General features: G+C 29.9%; 12 protein-coding genes and 1 riboswitch. All 12 genes read left to right on the plus strand.

From position 1 onward, the window contains the following. Positions 1 to 353 precede the first annotated feature (353 nt). The 12 genes from hpf to hpdB all read left to right on the plus strand — a co-directional run bounded on the left by hpf (position 354) and on the right by hpdB (position 16,499). Entirely contained in the window at positions 354 to 905 is a 552-nt protein-coding gene (hpf, locus tag IC175_RS15005; protein ID WP_227434559.1) for a ribosome hibernation-promoting factor, HPF/YfiA family, read from the plus strand. Positions 906 to 1,036: 131 nt separating this feature from the next. Next, positions 1,037 to 3,712, plus strand: a complete 2,676-nt coding sequence (gene secA, locus IC175_RS15010; RefSeq protein WP_227851678.1) for a preprotein translocase subunit SecA — start codon at positions 1,037 to 1,039, stop codon at positions 3,710 to 3,712. 14 nt (positions 3,713 to 3,726) lie between these two features. Next, positions 3,727 to 4,834, plus strand: a protein-coding gene (gene prfB / locus IC175_RS15015; protein ID WP_227434561.1) for a peptide chain release factor 2 whose coding sequence is annotated in 2 segments (ribosomal slippage) — positions 3,727 to 3,801 and positions 3,803 to 4,834 — 1,107 coding nt in all. Because the reading frame shifts where the segments join, the coding sequence is not laid out codon by codon here. Positions 4,835 to 4,980: 146 nt separating this feature from the next. Next, positions 4,981 to 7,122 carry a Tex family protein gene (locus tag IC175_RS15020; protein ID WP_227846092.1) on the plus strand — a complete coding sequence of 714 codons (2,142 nt, stop codon included), beginning with the start codon at positions 4,981 to 4,983 and terminating at the stop codon, positions 7,120 to 7,122. Between the two features lie 147 nt (positions 7,123 to 7,269). Further along, complete coding sequence (locus IC175_RS15025; protein ID WP_227824879.1) at positions 7,270 to 8,436, plus strand: amidohydrolase; 1,167 nt, start codon at positions 7,270 to 7,272, stop codon at positions 8,434 to 8,436. A 59-nt stretch (positions 8,437 to 8,495) separates the two neighbouring features. Next, positions 8,496 to 8,613: riboswitch (FMN riboswitch) on the plus strand. A 125-nt stretch (positions 8,614 to 8,738) separates the two neighbouring features. After that, the gene (locus IC175_RS15030) at positions 8,739 to 9,344 is read left to right on the plus strand and encodes an ECF transporter S component (protein WP_227434564.1); all 606 of its coding nucleotides are present in this window, start codon (positions 8,739 to 8,741) and stop codon (positions 9,342 to 9,344) included. 336 nt (positions 9,345 to 9,680) lie between these two features. Then, positions 9,681 to 10,721: a DUF4116 domain-containing protein gene (locus IC175_RS15035; protein WP_227834965.1), complete on the plus strand. Its 1,041-nt coding sequence runs from the start codon at positions 9,681 to 9,683 to the stop codon at positions 10,719 to 10,721. 140 nt (positions 10,722 to 10,861) lie between these two features. Beyond that, positions 10,862 to 11,314, plus strand: a complete 453-nt coding sequence (gene tsaE, locus IC175_RS15040) for a tRNA (adenosine(37)-N6)-threonylcarbamoyltransferase complex ATPase subunit type 1 TsaE (protein ID WP_227434566.1) — start codon at positions 10,862 to 10,864, stop codon at positions 11,312 to 11,314. Continuing rightward, complete coding sequence (tsaB, locus tag IC175_RS15045) at positions 11,314 to 12,030, plus strand: tRNA (adenosine(37)-N6)-threonylcarbamoyltransferase complex dimerization subunit type 1 TsaB (RefSeq protein WP_227483550.1); 717 nt, start codon at positions 11,314 to 11,316, stop codon at positions 12,028 to 12,030. Before tsaE ends, tsaB begins: the two co-directional genes overlap by 1 nt. Next, on the plus strand, positions 12,020 to 12,496 hold the full coding sequence (rimI, locus tag IC175_RS15050; protein WP_227824877.1) for a ribosomal protein S18-alanine N-acetyltransferase: 477 nt from the start codon (positions 12,020 to 12,022) through the stop codon (positions 12,494 to 12,496). Before tsaB ends, rimI begins: the two co-directional genes overlap by 11 nt. 5 nt (positions 12,497 to 12,501) lie before the next feature. After that, positions 12,502 to 13,518 (plus strand): tRNA (adenosine(37)-N6)-threonylcarbamoyltransferase complex transferase subunit TsaD, encoded by a 1,017-nt coding sequence (gene tsaD / locus IC175_RS15055; protein ID WP_227434569.1) that lies wholly within the window; start codon positions 12,502 to 12,504, stop codon positions 13,516 to 13,518. A gap of 272 nt (positions 13,519 to 13,790) precedes the next feature. Continuing rightward, positions 13,791 to 16,499 (plus strand): 4-hydroxyphenylacetate decarboxylase large subunit, encoded by a 2,709-nt coding sequence (hpdB, locus tag IC175_RS15060; RefSeq protein WP_227434570.1) that lies wholly within the window; start codon positions 13,791 to 13,793, stop codon positions 16,497 to 16,499. The last annotated feature ends 2 nt before the right edge of the window (positions 16,500 to 16,501 follow it).

Genomic DNA, 16,501 nt, shown 5'->3' on the forward strand with positions numbered 1-16,501 from the left:
AGTTAAGTAACATATAATACATATAATTTCCTAAAATTACCACTTTATGACATGAATTCACATATTAATAAACAATTATTGGAGATATTTGTGGATAGAAAGGATAATAAAAATAGCTTTAAATACACAGGAACAAGAGTTATTAACAGTTTTATCCACATTATCCACAGGGTATTGTTATAATATTAATCCACATAAGCATTAAGGTGATTAAAAATGAAAAATAATTCTATCAATTGAATAGAAAAAATCACAAAAGTTAATAATAAAAGAAGGATTATGAGATTTCGTGTAGAATATATTATTTAAGTATAAATTTTCTTATACTGGCATAATTGAAGGGAGATGTACTTATGAACATAATTATATCTGGAAAACAAATCGAATTAACTGATGCAATAAAAAATAAAATCGAAAGCAAGTTAAGTAAGTTAGATAATTACATTCATCCAGACACTGATGTAAAGGTTACAGTAAGTGCTAAAAAAACAAGACAAAAAATAGAAGTAACAATAGCTACTGTAAATGGTCCTATAATTAGAGCAGAAGATATGCAGGAGAATTTATACACAGCTATAGATGTTGTATATGATAAATTAAGCAAACAATTAAAAAAATATAAAAAGAGATTACAAGATAAGCATCAAGACAATAAGAGTATAAGATTCCAAGATGCAGAGATAAATCTAGCAGATGAACAAGAAGATTATGAAGATGAAAATCAAGATATAGTAATTCAAAGACGTAAGAAATTTAGTGTTAAGCCAATGAGCGAAGAAGAAGCTGTATTACAAATGGAATTAGTAGGACATGATTTCTATATGTTCAAGAATATAGATTCAGATGAAATAGCTGTAGTTTATAAACGTCATAATGGCGGATATGGTATAATAGAACATGAATAAAGCAATTTAGATTTAATCATATTAGCTATCGATAAATTATTTATCGATAGCTTTTTAAATTAATATTAAAAGTATAGTTTTTATGGTAAAATGAATAATAGTACAATAAAGAACGAGGAGAGATGTAAAATATGAGCTTTATGGATAGTTTATTCAACATGGCAGATAAAAAAGAATTGAAAAAGTTCAATAAGACTGTTGATATAATAGATTCATTAGAACCTAAATTTGAATCTATGGCAGACTCGGAACTTAAAAATATGACAAATACATTTAAAGAAAGATTAGAAAATGGAGAAAGTATAGATGATATACTTCCAGAAGCATTTGCAGTAGTCAGAGAGACTTCTAAAAGAGTATTAGGTCTTAGACACTACAGAGTTCAAATGATTGGAGGTATAGTATTACATCAAGGAAGAATAGCTGAGATGAAAACAGGTGAAGGTAAAACTTTGGTTGCAACTGCTCCTGTTTATTTGAATGCTCTTACTGGAAAAGGTGTACATGTTGTAACGGTAAATGATTATCTTGCAAAACGTGATAGAGACCAAATGGCAAAAGTTTATGAGTTTTTAGGAATGAGTGTAGGTGTTATTGTACATGGTCAAAATCCAAAAGTTAGAAAAGAACAATATGATTGTGATATAACTTATGGTACAAATAATGAATATGGATTTGACTACTTAAAAGACAATATGGTAATACACAAAGAGCAAAGAGTTCAAAGAGGATTAAATTATGCGATAGTGGATGAGGTCGACTCTATACTTATAGATGAGGCTAGAACACCACTTATTATATCTGGTCCTGGAGATAAATCAACTCACCTATACTCGGATGCAAATACATTTGTGTTAACTTTAAAACCTGATGACTATGAATTAGAAGAAAAAGATAAGGCTGTATCTCTAACAGCATCAGGTATACAAAAAGCAGAAGTATATTTTAATGTTGATAATATAACAGATATATCTCATACAGAGTTATATCACCATATAAATCAGGCTTTAAGGGCACATATAATAATGAAAAAAGATGTTGATTATGTTGCTAAAGATGGAGAAATAGTAATAGTTGATGAGTTTACTGGTAGACTTATGTTTGGTAGAAGATATTCAGAAGGCTTGCATCAAGCAATAGAAGCAAAAGAAGGTCTTAAAATACAGAGAGAATCTAAAACACTAGCTACTGTAACATTCCAAAATTACTTCAGAATGTATAAAAAACTTTCAGGTATGACTGGTACAGCAAAAACAGAAGAAGAAGAGTTTAAAGCAATATATAAAATGGATGTCTTCCAAGTGCCTACTAATAAGCTTATGGTAAGAGAAGACTTGCCAGATTGTGTATATAAAAGTGAGATAGGTAAATTTAATGCTGTAGCTGAAGAAATAATTGAAAGACATAAAGTTAATCAACCAATACTTGTAGGTACAGTTTCGATAGAAAAGTCAGAACTACTATCACAAATATTAAAGAAAAAAGGTATTAGACATGAAGTATTAAATGCTAAACACCATGATAAAGAAGCAGAAATAATAGCTCAAGCAGGTAGACTTGGAGCTGTTACAATAGCTACTAACATGGCTGGTCGTGGTACTGATATAGTTTTAGGTGGGAATCCAGATTTCTTAACTAAGAGAGAAATGAGAAGAAATGGATTTAAAGAAGATGTAGTAAATAGAGTTGATACTCCAATAGAAGGAATACCTGTGGCAGGAAATGAAATTTTATTTGAAGCTAGAGCAGAGTACGAAAGATTATATAAACAATTTAAGCAACAAACAGAAGACGAACAAAAACAAGTAGTAGAAGCAGGTGGACTTGCTATAATTGGTACAGAAAGACATGAATCTCGAAGAATAGATAACCAGTTAAGAGGTCGTGCTGGTCGTCAAGGTGACCCAGGTAGCTCAAGATTTTATATAGGTCTTGATGATGACCTTATGAGATTGTTTGGAAGCGATAGAATATCTGGAATCGTAAATAAAATAGGTCTTGAAGAAGACATGCCTATAGAACATAGAATATTATCTAAGTCTATTGAAGGTGCACAAAAGAAAGTCGAAGGTAAAAACTTTGGAATAAGAAAACATGTACTTCAATATGATGATGTTATGAATAAGCAAAGAGAAATAATATATGCAGAGAGAAAACGTGTATTAGAAGGTGAAGATTTACAAGAGCAAGTACAATCAATGACTCATTCTATAATAGAAGAATCAGTGACTCTTTATACAAAAGATAAAGGATTTGATGAAGAAGGATTTAAGGAACATATGTATAATCTGTTCTTACCAAAAGGTAGTATAGAAATCCCAGAGATAGAAAAGCTTAATCCAGTTGAAATAACAGAAAAAGTTTATGAAATAGCTATGAAGATATATACTGCAAAAGAAGAACAAATAGGTTATGAAAGAATGAGAGAAGTTGAGAGAGTTATCTTACTTCAAGCTGTTGATAATCATTGGATAGACCATATAGATGCAATGGATCAATTACGTCAAGGTATAGGGCTTCGTGCTGTAGGTCAACAAGACCCAGTTATTGCTTATAAAATGGAAGGTTTTGATATGTTTGATGAGATGAATAAACATATTAAAGAAGATACTGTAAGATATTTATTTAATATAACAATAGAGGCTCCAGTAGAAAGAAAAGCAGTTGTAGATGTTGAAAATCTAACTTCTCCCTCAGATGGAACTCTTCCAACAAGCAAAACTATTAAAAAAGATGAAAAAGTTGGAAGAAATGATTTATGTCCTTGTGGAAGTGGTAAGAAATATAAAAACTGTTGTGGAAGATAGTTTTGGAGGATTAAATGTTAAAGATACAAGAGTATAGACATAGTGTGGAGCAAATAGCTTCAAATTTAGAAGAATTGAGGGTTTCTCTTTGACGTAGCTTCATTGATGGAAAAGATAAAAATTAATGAAGAGAAGATAAATAAACAAGATTTTTGGAATGACAATGAAGTAGCGCAAAAAGTACTTCAAGAAAACAAAGCTTTAAAAGAAACTATAGATGAATATGAAAGTCTAAAAAACTTATTAGAAGATGTAGAAGTATTGATTGAAATAGGCCTAGAAGAAGAGGATGATTCTGTTGAAAAGGATATAGAAATGTCTATAGAATCAATAGAAGAAAAATTATCTGAGATGAAAATAAAAACTCTTTTAAATGGCGAGTATGATAAAAATAATGCTATATTATCTATAAATGCTGGAACTGGGGGTCTAGATGCTCAAGATTGGGCTCAGATGCTTTTAAGAATGTATATAAGATGGGCAGAAGGTAAGGGTTATAAAGTTAAGCTTTTAGATATAATATCAGACCCTGAAGCGGGAATAAAGACAGCTACAATTCTTGTAGAAGGAACCAACACTTATGGATATTTAAAAAGTGAAAAAGGGGTTCATAGATTGGTAAGAATATCTCCATTTGATCCATCAGGAAAGAGACATACTTCATTTGCTTCTATAGATGTAACACCAGAGTTAGATGAAAATATAGAAGTAGAAATTAATTCATCAGATTTGAAGATAGACACATATAGAGCGTCTGGTGCTGGAGGACAACATGTAAACACAACTGATTCAGCTGTTAGAATAACACATATTCCTACTGGTGTAGTGGTTCAGTGTCAAAATGAAAGGTCTCAACATTTAAATAAAGATAGAGCTATGAGACTTTTGATGGCAAAATTGATAGAGTTAAAAGAATTAGAGCAAAAGGAAAAAATAGAAGATATACAAGGCAAATACTCACAAATAACGTGGGGTAGCCAAATTAGGTCCTATGTTTTCCAACCATATAAGTTAGTCAAAGACCATAGGACAAATGCTGAGTTTGGAAATGTAGATAGTGTGATGAATGGGAATATAGACTTGTTTATCAACGAATATTTAAAAATGAATAAGACAGTTTAATAAACAATGTACAGTAATTAAGATAGATATATAAGAAGGTTAGTGCTTACTATGCACTTTACAGCACTTAGGCTGAGGACTACAACCCTCAGCCTTCGTTCTGTTTGTTATACTTATGAAAAAACTAACATTAGGAGTGAAAAAAATTGGATATAAATCAAATCTTAAAAAATGAATTTAATCTCAAAGATGAACAAATAAATAATACGCTAAAGCTTATTGATGAAGGAAATACAATACCATTTATAGCTAGATACAGAAAAGAAATGACTGGTGAGATGAGTGATGTCACATTAAGGGAATTCTATGAAAAATTGATGTATCTAAGAAACCTTCAAAGTAGAAAAGATGATGTAGTTAGATTAATAGATGAACAAGGAAAATTAACAGATGAGATAACACAAAATATAGAAAAAGCAAAAACACTACAAGAAGTAGAAGATATATATGCTCCATATAAACAAAAGAAAAGAACTAGAGCAACAATAGCAAAAGAAAAAGGGTTAGAAAATCTAGCAGTATCAATACTAGAGAGTAATCTAGATAATATAGATTTAGAGGCGAAGAGTTATATAAATGAAGAAAAAGAAGTAACTTCTGTTGAGGATGCCTTAAAAGGTGCAAGAGATATAATTGCAGAAACAGTTTCAGATGATGCGAAGATTAGAAAATACATAAGAGAGCTTGCTTTAAGAGAAGGAATGATAGTTAGTAAAAGTTCTACTGATGAGAAATCAGTTTATGATATGTATTACGATTATAGTGAAGCAGTGAAAAGTATGGCTCCACATAGAGTTTTAGCAATAAATAGAGGAGAAAAAGAGAATTTTTTAAAAGTTAAATTAGAAATAAATAATGATAAAGTTTTAAATTATATAGTAAATGAATATGTAAATGATAAAAACTTTAAGAATAAAGATGAAATTGTAAATTCAATAGAAGATTCATATAAAAGATTAATTTTCCCATCGATAGAAAGAGAAATAAGAAATCATCTGACAGAAATAGCTCAAGAAAGGGCCATAAGTGTATTTGGAAAAAATGTTAAAAGTTTATTACTTCAACCACCAGTTAAAGATAAAGTAGTTATGGGATTTGACCCTGCATTTAGAACTGGTTGCAAAATAGCGGTTGTAGATAAAAATGGTAAATTATTGGACTATACAACAGTATATCCGACAGACCCTCAAAATAATGTAGAAGGGGCAAAGAAGACTTTAAAAGAATTAATTGAAAAATATAATATAGACATAATTTCAATAGGAAATGGGACAGCATCAAGAGAGTCAGAAACATTTGTGTCAGAAATGATAAAAGAGATAGATAGAGACGTTCAATATGTTATAGTCAGCGAAGCTGGTGCATCAGTTTACTCAGCATCTGAACTCGCAAATGAAGAACATCCAGATATAAATGTATCAATAAGAGGAGCTATATCTATAGCGAGAAGACTACAAGACCCCTTAGCAGAACTTGTGAAAATAGACCCCAAGAGTATAGGTGTAGGCCAATATCAACATGACTTAAATAAGAAGAGATTAGAAGAAGTATTAAATGGAGTTGTTGAGGATTCCGTAAATAGTGTTGGAGTAGATTTAAATACTGCATCATATTCTCTATTAGAGCATATTGCAGGAATAAGTAAGGTTATCGCAAAAAATATAATAGCATATAGAGAAGAAAATGGAGACTTTACATCAAGAGTACAACTGAAAAAAGTAAAAAGACTTGGCCCTCAAGCATTTACTCAATGTGCTGGATTTATGAGAATCTTAGATGGAAAGAATCCTCTAGATAATACAGGTGTACATCCTGAAAGTTATGATATATGCAAAAAAATGATTGAAATAATAGGATATTCTCTGGATGATGTAAAAAATAAAAATATAGAAGAAATAGATGAAAAAGTTAAGGAAATTGGTTTAAGAGAATTAAGTGAAAAATTGGAAGTAGGCCAAGTTACTTTAAGAGATATCATAGCTGAGATTAAAAAACCAGGAAGAGACCCAAGAGAAGAAGGAATAAAGCCTATACTTAGAACTGATGTCCTAAAAATTGAAGATATACAAGAAGGGATGTCTTTAAAAGGTACAATAAGAAATGTTGTAGATTTTGGAGCATTTGTAGATATTGGAATAAAAAATGATGGGCTAGTTCATAAATCAGAAATGAGTAATAGCTTTGTAAAAGACCCTATGAGTATTGTTACAGTAGGTGATATAGTAGATGTAAAGGTAATTGGAATTGATTTAAATAAAAAAAGAGTTGCATTATCAATGAAAAAATAGGTTAATTTATGTTTAGTTATGATACTTATGTGTAACAATTATAAATGTAAGTAGCATAATAAAAAATTTAAGAAATTATGAAATGAGACTGTAAAGAGATAATATTTAAAATAGTTAGTATAGTATTGAAAATCAGGAGGAAAATGAATGGTTTTTATAAAAAATGGTAATATAAATACCATAACAAATGGAATAATTCAGGGAGATATACTTATAGACCAAGGAAAAATAATAGAGATAGGAAAAGACTTAATAGCACCTTTAGATGTAGAGGTGATAGATGCAAGTGGTAAATTTGTGTTTCCAGGGTTTATAGATGCCCATACTCATTTAGGATTGTGGGAAGATGGTATAGGATTTGAAGGAGCAGATGGAAATGAAGAAACTGACCCAATAACACCACAATTAAATCCTATAGATGGGATTAATCCAATGGACAGAACATTTAAAGAAGCTTTTGAAGGTGGTATAACTTCTGTATGTACAACTCCTGGAAGTGCAAATGTTATGGGAGGTCAATGTATAGCTATAAAGACCTATGGGAAAAGAATTGATAAAATGGTAATAAAAAATCCAGTAGCATCTAAAATAGCCTTTGGAGAAAATCCAAAAAGCTGTTATGGTCAAGATGATAAATCTCCACAAACTAGAATGGCAATAGCTTCATTACTTAGAGAGAATCTTAAAAAAGCAGAAGAATATTTAGAGGAAGTCGACCTGTATGAAAGTCATGATGATGAAGATTGTGAAAAACCTGAATATGATATAAAAATGGAAAGTTTAATACCCGTTTTAAGAGGAGAAATTCCTTTTAAAGCACATGCCCATAGAGCTGATGATATGTTCACAGCCATAAGGATTGCAAAAGAGTTTAATTTAAAGCTTACATTAGACCATTGTACAGAAGGTCATCTTATAGTGGAGGAGCTATTGGAAGAAGGATTTCCTGTAATAGTAGGGCCATCATTATCAGAAAGGTCTAAATTTGAACTTAGAAATTTAACGTTTAATACAGCTGGAATACTTTCAAATGCAGGACTTGATGTATGTATAATGACAGACCATCCAGTAATACCAGTTCAATATCTTCCAATATGTGCAGGGATAGCAGTTAAGCATGGAATGAAAGAAGAAAAAGCAATAGAATCCATTACAATAAATCCAGCTAAGACTCTAGGAATTGAAGATAGAGTAGGTTCTATAGAAGTTGGTAAAGATGCAGATATAGTAATTTGGGATAATTCTCCACTAGAGATTCAAAGTAATGTACTTTACACTATAATAAATGGGAAAGTAGTGTATGAAAAAAAATAACTTGACAATTATTAAAAAATTAACTAATATAAGAGTGTAAGGAAAATTAAAAAATCAAAGAAGATCTTCGGGGCAGGGTGAGATTCCCTACCGGCGGTATAGCCCGCGAACTACTTATGTGGTTGATTTGGTGAAATTCCAAAGCCGACAGTAAAGTCTGGATGAGAGAAGATATTTATGGAATATAAATAAGTTTATTTTAGTTTGTTTAAACTATATCCATAAAAACTCGAAGATAAGGTCTTCGAGTTTTTTGTTTTTCCTAAAAAAATATAAATATATTTATTAGGAGGATAATAATTATGCAAAGTACAGCAAAAAGAAGTAATATGATTTCAACAAGAACTTTAGTAGTAATGTCAATTTTATCAGCAATATCTTATTTACTAATGTTTATTCAAGCACCAATACCAGGTATATTTCCAGATTTCTTAAAAATTGACTTATCAGATATTCCAGCAATATTTGGAGGGATGTCTTTAGGACCATTAGTTGGATTTGGAATAGTTGTAGTAAAAAATATACTACAAGCGATTACAGCAACAACAACTGGAGGAGTAGGAGAGTTTGCAAATATATTAATTGGTGGTTCTTATGTAATGATACTTTGTTATTCATATAAGAAAAGTAAAGATTTAAAAGGCATATTAATTGGATTTGTATTAGGAACAATAGCTATGACTATAATTGGCTCAGTGTTAAATTACTTTGTAATGTTACCACTTTATGGTCAATTTATGGGACTAGATGCTATAATAGGGTTAGGTTCAGCTATAAATCCTAAGATTCATGACCTATTTACTTTTGTAATTTGGATGATAGCTCCATTTAATGTACTAAAAGCTGTGATAATATCTTTAGTAACATTACCACTTTATAAAAAAATGGGAAATGTAATAAAAAAATAATCAGACAAGAAAATATAAAATTTTAAAATTAAATATATTGGAAAGCCATAATTTATTTATAACTTCAGTCTCATGTTGTGATTGATGTATTAAATACATTATGGCTTTATTAATTTATCAAAAAATGTATTTAAAATAAGAAATATTTAGACAGATTTAATTTTTAAAATAAAGGAAGAATTAAAACGATTAACTATTAAAATACTAAAAAGGTATCTACAATATGCAGAGCGAATTCATAATAGACAAAAAATAAAGTTATTATTAAGAATAAATAATGTTTTGAATTGTAATTCTTAATAATAACTAATTTAATGATGATAGGAGAGTAGATTTATGAAAGTATGTAAAAAAATGAAAAAAGTATTTTTAGACGATAAAGGGTATTATTTTAATAGTGATTGGGAAAATATTCATATAGGCATTGATAGTAAAATGTTAGGAGATTCTTTAAAGTATATTACGAATGAATATATTGAAAATATGGAAAGAGTGAAGTATGACTATCATGAATTAGAAAATATAAATAATCAAACAGATGGTATGTGTATTTTAGCTATAAGACAGAATTATAAAGCTTTGAAGTATGTAAAAGAGCAAACAGAAGAATTATGTTTAGAAGCTATAAGGTACAATTATAGAGCACTTGAATATGTAAAAGAACAAACTGAGTATATATGCCTTGAAGCAATAAAAAAAGATTGCAATGCACTTAAGTATGTAAGAAGTCAAACAGAAGAACTTATTATAAAAGCAATAAGATGTTCTTCTAATATAGATGTTGTAAGTATATTAAAAGCTTTAGAGGTTCAAACAAGAAAAATATGTTTAGAAGCAATTAAAAAAGATGGCAGGTGTCTTGCATATGTTAGAGAACAAAGTGAAGAATTATGTATAGAAGCAATAAAACGAAACTATAAAGCACTTAAATATGTACAAAACCAAACAGAAAAAATGTGTATTGAAGCTGTAAGTCAAAATGGTATGGCATTACAATATGTAAATCAGCAAACAGAAAGAATATGTTTAGAAGCAGTTAAACAAGATGGAAGAAGCCTACAATTTGTTAATAATAAGACAGAAGAAACATGTATAAGAGCTATAAGATACTTGGATAAAAAGTACAATATTAAAGATGTACTAAATTACATAGATAACTATACAGAAGAGATATGTACAGAGATTGTAAGACAAAATGGAAAGATGCTTATGTATATAAAGAATCAAACAGAAAAAATGTGCATTGAAGCAGTAAAAGAAAATTATAAATCTCTCAAGTATGTAAAAGAGCAATCAGAGGAAATATGTAAAGAAGCCCTGAAACAAAATTGTAAGGCAAAAGAATATGTAAGGATTGCTATTGATGATTATATATAAGTTTTAATAGAATCATTAATATTGAAAGATAAACAAAAAAGATAAATAGAAGTACTTTATAATAGTTGGGGCTTATACTATAATTAATTAAGCAGTGATATAAATTCACACGACGATTATATCAAGATGGAGATGAATTAATGGCAAAAATATATTTAGAAAATGAAAGTAAAACTAGAGAAATAGGATATAAATTAGGTAAATTATTAAAAGAAGGTAGTGTAATTTGTTTAGTGGGGGATTTAGGAGCTGGAAAGACCACAATGACACAAAGCTTAGCAGACTCATTAGGTATAAATGATTATATAACAAGCCCAACTTTTACTATAATAAACGAATATGAAGGAAAAATACCTTTGTATCATTTTGATGTTTATAGAATTGGTAGTAGTGATGAAATGTATGATATTGGATATGATGAATATATAAATTCAAATGGAATCTGTATAATTGAATGGGGTAATTTAATAGAAGATATACTTCCAAAAGAATATTTAAACATAGAATTAAGGTACAAAGATGAAGGAAGAGAAATGATATTAACTCCAAAAGGAGATTATTATAAAAGTATAGTTGAGGAGTTGATTAAATAATGAAGATATTAGGTATAGATACATCTTCTATGGCAGCAAGTGTAGCAGTTGTTGAAGATGATAATTTAATCTGTGAGTTTACAGTAAATAACAAAAAAACTCATTCACAAAAGCTTATGCCAATGATAGAAAATATGTTGGATATAAGTGATTTAAACATAAAAGAGATGGATTTGTTAGCTATATGTATAGGCCCTGGTTCATTTACAGGTCTTAGAATAGGTATGGCTACAGTAAAAGCTATAGCCCATGTAAATAATCTACCAATAATAGCAGTAAATTCTTTAGAATCTTTAGCAGGTAATATGAATTTATGTGAAAGAAAAATATGCTCTATATTAGATGCACAAAAAAATCAGGTGTATTCAGCTAAATATAAGTTTGAAGATGGAGAGTTAATAGAGTTAGATAGTGTCGATGTTGTAGAATTTGAAACTTTACTAAAGGAAATTAAATCAAGTGATGAAGAATTTATAATAGTTGGAGAAGCTGTTTATAAATATAAGGATGAGCTAGAAAACGTAAAAAATATAAAGATACCTTCACCAGCTCATAATGTATCTAAAGCAGGAAGCTTATGTTCTGTAGCACTAAATAAATATAGTAAAAATATAGATGTACATACTTGTTATACAATAAACCCTATGTATATCAGAAAATCTCAGGCCGAAGTACAATATGACGAAAAAATGAAGAGGATAAATAATGAAAGATAATACAAAACAAATAATAGATGATGTAAAAATAGAAGAAATGACTATTAAAGATATAGATGAAGTTTTTGAAGTGGAAAAAAATTGTTTTGAAGATTATTGGTCAAAAGAATCTTTTAGAAAAGAGTTATCTAATGAAGTAGCAAAGTATATAGTAGCAAAACTAGATGGAAAAGTAGTTGGATATGTTGGAATTTGGCTTATACTTGATGAAGGTCATATAAATAATGTGGCTGTTCATAGTGACTATAGAGGCAAAAAAATAGGAGATAAGTTAATAAAAAGATTAGTTGATTTATGTAAAGATAATAATATTGCGTCTATGACATTAGAAGTTAGAGCATCAAATAAAATAGCACAAAATCTATATAGAAAATATGGATTTAAAATGGGTGGAATCAGAAAAGAATACTATAATGATAACAAAGAAGATGCAATTATAATGTGGAATCAATTAAAAGAGGTGTAGAGTTTATGGGTGATATAATAACATTAGCTATAGAGAGTAGCTGTGATGAAACAGCTGCATCAGTTTTAAAAAATGGTAGAGAAGTACTTTCAAACATAATCTCTACTCAAATAGAAACACATAAAAAGTTTGGCGGAGTAGTACCAGAGGTGGCTTCAAGAAAACACGTTGAAAATATTGATATAGTTGTTCAAGAAGCTTTAGATGGGGCAAATATAGGATTTAATGATATAGACCACATTGCAGTTACATATGGCCCAGGACTAGTAGGGGCTTTATTAGTAGGATTATCTTATGCTAAAGCACTTGCATATACATTGGATATTCCTCTTGTAGGAGTAAATCATATTGAAGGACATCTAAGTGCAAACTATATAGAGCATAAAGATTTAAAACCTCCTTTTATAACATTAATAGTATCTGGAGGTCATACTCACTTAGTAGAAGTTAAAGATTATGGTAAATATGAAATTTTAGGAAAGACTAGAGATGATGCATCTGGAGAAGCCTTTGATAAGATTTCAAGGGCTATGAATTTGGGGTATCCAGGAGGACCTATTATTGATAATTTAGCTAAAAAAGGGAATAAGCATGCTATAGAATTTCCAAGAGCTTATTTAGAAGATGATAGCTATGACTTTAGTTTTAGTGGTCTAAAATCTTCTGTATTAAATTATTTAAATGGAAAAAGGATGAAAAACGAAGAAATAGTAGTTGAAGATGTTGCTGCATCTTTTCAAGAAGCAGTAGTTGAAGTTTTAGCTACTAAAGCATTAAAAGCGACAAAAGATAAAGGTTATGATGTTATAACTCTTTCTGGTGGAGTTGCTTCCAACTCTGGTCTTAGAGCTAAAATAACAGAACTTGCAAAAGAGAGTGGAATTATAGTTAAATATCCTCCTTTAATTTTATGTACAGATAATGCTGCTATGATAGGTTGCGCAGGATATTATAATTTTATAAACAATAAAACACATGATATGAGTCTGAATGCAGTTCCGAATCTTAAGATAAACCAGTAATATAAACTAAGTTTAAAAATATATTGATTAAGTATTTTTATAAAATTAAATATAGTATATGTTAAAGCTTAAAACAAGACAATGGACAATCTTTATATTTTAATAAATCAGTAGGTTTTTAGATATTTAGATATAAGGTAAATTTATGGTCTAAAATGTTTTAAGTTTTATTTTTTTGTAGAAAGATTATTTTAGAAAGTGGGTAATAGACTCTTTTTTTCCCTTCTTAAAAAGTTTTATACTAAGTATAGAAAGTTTAAGGAGGGGAAGAAATGAGTCAAAGTAAAGAAGATAAAATAAGAAGTATTTTAGAAGCAAAAAATATTAAAGCAAATTTTCAAAATCAGGAAAATTTAGATGAACTTAGTGAAAAAAAAGCAAGTAAAAGAGCAGATGATTTATTGAATGTATATTACAATACATTGTCTACAGCTGATATGGAATTTCCATATTGGTACAATAGAGAATATAGAAAATCAGATGGGGATATAGCAGTAGTTAGAAGAGCTAAAGCTCTTAAAGCTGCTTTTTCTCATATGACACCAAATATAATACCTGGTGAGAAGATAGTAATGCAAAAAACACGCCATTATAGAGGTTCTTTCCCAATGCCTTGGGTAAGTGAAAGTTTCTTTGTTGCTCAGGGAGAACAAATGAAAGAAGAAGCAAAGAAATTAGCTAGTAATACAGCAGATGAGCTTACAAAATTTGGTTCTGGTGGAGGAAATGTAACTGAAAGTTTTGGAAATGTTGTTTCAATAGCTGGTAAATTTGGAATGAGAAAAGAAGAAGTACCTGTTCTTGTAAAAATGGCAAAGGAATGGGTTGGAAAATCAGTTGAAGATTTAGGATTTCACTATGAAAAGATGATGCCAGATTATGATTTAAAAGAAAATTTAATGAGTACACTTATATGTATGTTTGATTCAGGATATACACTTCCTCAAGGTAGAGAAGTTATAAACTATTTTTATCCTTTAAATTATGGATTAGATGGAATTATAGAAATGGCAAAAGAATGTAAAAAAGCAGTTGCAGGAAATGCATCTGGAGATGGGCTTATCGGAATGGATCGTCTATATTTTTATGAAGCTGTTATTCAAGTCATTGAAGGGTTACAAGCTTGGATTTTAAACTATGCAAAACATGCAAAATATTTAGAGAGTATAGAAACAGATTTAGAATCAAAAAAAGAATATTCAGATTTAGTAGAGATATTAGAACATATTGCACATAAACAACCTCGTACATTTAGAGAAGCTCTTCAATTGACTTATACAATTCATATAGCATCAGTAAATGAAGATGCTATATCTGGTATGTCTATAGGTCGTTTTGGTCAAATTTTATATCCTTGGTATGAACAGGATATGGAAAAAGGACTAATTACAAAAGAAGAAGTTATTGAATTATTAGAACTTTATAGAATAAAAATCACTTGTATTGACTGTTTTGCTTCAGCAGGTGTAAATGGAGGAGTCTTATCAGGAAATACATTCAATACTTTATCTATAGGTGGCTTAAGAGAAGATGGTTCTACAGGAGCTAATGAATTAGAAGAATTATTATTAGAGGCAAGTATGAGATGTAGAACTCCTCAGCCTAGCTTAACTATGTTATATGATGAAAAACTTCCAGAAGATTTTTTAATGAAAGCTGTTGAATGTACAAAACTTGGTTCTGGTTATCCAGCATGGGTAAACAATTCAAATGGGACAACATTTATGATGAAGCAATTTGCTGATGAAGGAATGACTGTTGAAGAAGCTAGAGCATTTGCATTAGGTGGATGTCTGGAAACATCTCCAGGATGCTGGAAACAACTGACTTTAAATGGAAAGACATATTCTATTGCAGGTGGAGCAGGACAATCTGCTGGTTCTGGAGTTCACTTTATTGCTAATCCTAAAATATTAGAACTTGTTCTCATGAATGGTAAAGACCATCGTATGAATATACAAGTATTTGAACCTCATAATAAGCCATTAGATACTTATGAAGAAGTTGTAGAAGTATTTAAAGACTATTATAAACAAGCAATAAATGTTCTTGAGAGAGCAAATAATATTGAGTTAGATATATGGAGAAAGTTTGATACTTCTATAATAAATTCTCTATTAAAACCAGACTGTTTAGATAAAGGTCAACATATAGGAAATATGGGATATCGTTATAATGCAACATTAAATGTAGAAACTTGTGGAACTGTTACTATGGTTAACTCATTTGCTGCACTTAAAAAACTTGTATATGATGACAAAGCTTTTACAGTTGAAGAAATGAAGGATGCTGTATTAAATAATTTTGGATTTAAAGATGCATTAGAAGTTGGTAATTATTCTATGGCAGACCAAGTAAAAGTGGATAAGACTGGCAAATATGATGCTATTTATAAGGCCTGTCTTGATGCACCTAAATATGGAAACAATGATTTGTATGCAGATATGATTCTTAAAAATTATGAAATATGGCTAGCAAAAGTGTGTGAAGAAGCACAATCTTTATATGCTAAAAAAATGTATCCTTGTCAAATTTCTGTATCTACACATGGACCACAAGGAGCTGCTACTTTAGCTACCCCAGATGGTAGATTAAGTGGAACAACATATTCAGATGGTTCAGTTTCTGCATATGCAGGAACAGATAAAAATGGTGTGTATGCATTATTTGAATCTGCGACTATTTGGGATCAAGCAGTAGTTCAAAATTCTCAAATGAATTTAAAACTTCATCCTACAACTATTAGAGGACAACAAGGAACAAAAAAACTGTTAGATTTAACAAGAAGTTACTTGAGAAAAGGTGGATTCCATATTCAATACAATGTTGTGGACTCAGAAACTTTGAAAGACGCACAAAAAAATCCTGATAATTATCGTCAACTAATGGTACGTGTTGCTGGATTTACTCAATACTGGTGTGAACTAGGTAAACCAATACAAGATGAAGTAATTGCTAGAACAGAGTATGAAGGGGTGTAAAA

The sequence above is a fragment of the Clostridioides sp. ES-S-0123-01 genome, from assembly GCF_020658415.1.
Lineage (GTDB): Bacteria > Bacillota > Clostridia > Peptostreptococcales > Peptostreptococcaceae > Clostridioides.